This is a genomic window from Pseudomonas sp. NPDC087804 (genome assembly GCF_044742965.1).
Taxonomy (GTDB): domain Bacteria; phylum Pseudomonadota; class Gammaproteobacteria; order Pseudomonadales; family Pseudomonadaceae; genus Aquipseudomonas; species Aquipseudomonas rustica.
The window spans coordinates 1-2565 of the sequence record NZ_JBIUVN010000063.1 but is presented as its reverse complement, the minus strand read 5'-3'; the positions used below and the strand labels follow the sequence as shown (position 1 = coordinate 2565).

The following is a 2565-nucleotide window of genomic DNA, read 5'->3' as shown; positions in this document are numbered from 1 at the left end:
GACCCGCCTCGCACCGAAAACCGTTTCAACGGTTCGGTGAACCAGTACTTCCTGTGCGACCGTGGCCGTTTCGGTTATGGCTACGTCAACCGCACCGACCGTCCACGTCAGCCGCTGCTGGCCGACGGCACCAAGCTCGGTCTGGATGCTGCACTGGATAAAGCCGCTGACCTGCTGCGCGGTCGCAATATCGTCGGTATCGGTTCGCCGCGTGCCAGCCTTGAAAGCAACTACGCGTTGCGCGAACTGGTCGGCGCCGAGCACTTCTACTCGGGCATCGAAGCGTCCGAACTGGAGCGCATTCGTCTGGTCTTGCAGGTGCTGAACGACAGCCCACTACCTGTGCCGAACATGCGCGACATCGAAGACCACGATGCGATCTTCGTCCTCGGTGAAGACTTGACCCAGACCGCCGCCCGTGTGGCGCTGTCGCTGCGTCAGTCGGTCAAGGGCAAAGCTGAAGACATGGCCGAAGCCATGCGCGTTCAGCCTTGGCTCGACGCTGCGGTGAAGAACATCGGTCAGCACGCGCTGAACCCGCTGTTCATCGCCAGCCTGGCGGAAACCAAGCTCGACGACATCGCTGAAGAATGCGTACACGCTGCTCCGGACGACCTGGCGCGCATCGGTTTCGCCGTTGCCCACGCACTGGACGCCAGCGCCCCGGCCGTTGAAGGTCTGGACGCCGAAGCACTGGAACTGGCTCAGCGCATCGCCGACGCCCTGCTCGCGGCCAAACGTCCGCTGATCATCGCCGGTACTTCGCTGGGCTCCAAAGCCCTGATCGAAGCCGCCGCGAACATCGCCAAAGCACTGAAACTGCGCGAGAAGAACGGTTCGATCAGCCTGATCGTGCCGGAAGCCAACAGCCTCGGTCTGGCCATGCTCGGTGGCGAATCGGTGGACGCTGCGCTGCAAGCAGTTATCGACGGTAAAGCCGACGCGATCGTCGTGCTGGAAAACGATCTGTTCACCCGCACCGCCAAAGACAAGGTCGATGCCGCACTGAACGCTGCGAAAGTAGTGATCGTTGCTGATCATCAGAAGACCGCGACCACCGACCGCGCGCATCTGGTTCTGCCGGCCGCAAGCTTCGCTGAAGGCGACGGTACGCTGGTCAGCCAGGAAGGTCGCGCCCAGCGCTTCTTCCAGGTTTTCGATCCGCAATATCTGGATGCGAGCATTCTGGTTCACGAAGGCTGGCGCTGGCTGCACGCCCTGCGCGCGACCCTGCTGAACCAGCCGATCGACTGGACGCAACTCGACCACGTCACCGCTGCCGTTGCTTCGAGCACCGCGCAACTGGCGCGTATCGTCGATGCTGCACCGTCGGCAGCGTTCCGTATCAAGGGTCTGAAACTGGCGCGTGAGCCGCTGCGTTACTCCGGTCGCACCGCAATGCGCGCCGACATCAGCGTTCACGAACCACGCACCCCGCAAGACAAAGACACCGCGTTCGCCTTCTCCATGGAAGGTTACTCGGGTTCGGTTGAGCCGCGTCAGCAGGTTCCTTTCGCCTGGTCTCCGGGCTGGAACTCGCCGCAAGCGTGGAACAAGTTCCAGGACGAAGTCGGTGGTCACATCCGTGCTGGCGACCCGGGCACCCGCCTGATCGAAAGCACTGGCGATTCGCTGAACTGGTTCGCTGCAGCACCGCGTGCGTTCAACCCGGCAGCGGGCACCTGGCAAGCCGTGCCGTTCTTCCACCTGTTCGGCAGCGAAGAGAACTCTTCGAAAGCCGCGCCGGTTCAAGAGCGTATTCCGGCTCCATACGTGGCTCTGGCCAAGTCGGAAGCGGATCGTCTGGGCGTCAACGAAGGTGCATTGCTGAGCCTGAACGTGGCCGGTCAGACCCTGCGTCTGCCGCTGCGCATCAATGAAGAACTGGGCGCCGGTCTGGTGGCATTGCCTGCGGGCATCGCCGGCATTCCACCGGCATTCGCCGGCGTATCCGTCGACGGTCTGCAGGAGGCAGCGCAATGACCTGGTTCACCCCTGAAGTGATCGATGTGATCCTGACGGTCATCAAAGCCATCGTCATTCTGTTGGCCGTGGTGGTCGCCGGTGCGTTGCTCAGCTTTGTCGAACGTCGCCTGCTGGGCTGGTGGCAGGACCGTTACGGTCCGAACCGCGTTGGCCCGTTTGGTATGTTCCAGATCGCCGCCGACATGCTGAAGATGTTCTTCAAGGAAGACTGGACGCCGCCGTTTGCCGACAAAGTGATCTTCACTTTGGCGCCGGTGGTGGCCATGTCCGCCTTGCTGATCGCGTTTGCGATCATCCCGATCACCCCGACCTGGGGCGTCGCGGATCTGAACATCGGCTTGCTGTTCTTCTTCGCCATGGCCGGTCTGTCGGTCTACGCGGTGTTGTTCGCCGGCTGGTCGAGTAACAACAAGTTCGCCCTGCTCGGCGCGTTGCGTGCTTCGGCGCAGACCGTGTCCTACGAAGTGTTCATGGGCCTGGCCCTGATGGGCATCGTGGTGCAGGTCGGCTCGTTCAACATGCGCGACATCGTCGAATACCAGGCGCAGAACCTGTGGTTCATCATCCCGCAGTTCTTCG

At 62.2% G+C, this 2565-nt stretch carries 2 protein-coding genes; both read left to right on the top strand.

Annotation, left to right across the window (positions count from 1 at the left end; translation table 11 throughout):
* A partial coding sequence (locus ACIOMO_RS27870) for a molybdopterin-dependent oxidoreductase (RefSeq protein ID WP_401244688.1) occupies positions 1–1983 on the top strand: 1983 nt, incomplete at its 5' end.
* A partial coding sequence (locus ACIOMO_RS27865) for an NADH-quinone oxidoreductase subunit H (protein ID WP_401244686.1) occupies positions 1980–2565 on the top strand: 586 nt, incomplete at its 3' end. The genes ACIOMO_RS27870 and ACIOMO_RS27865, both read left to right, overlap by 4 nt.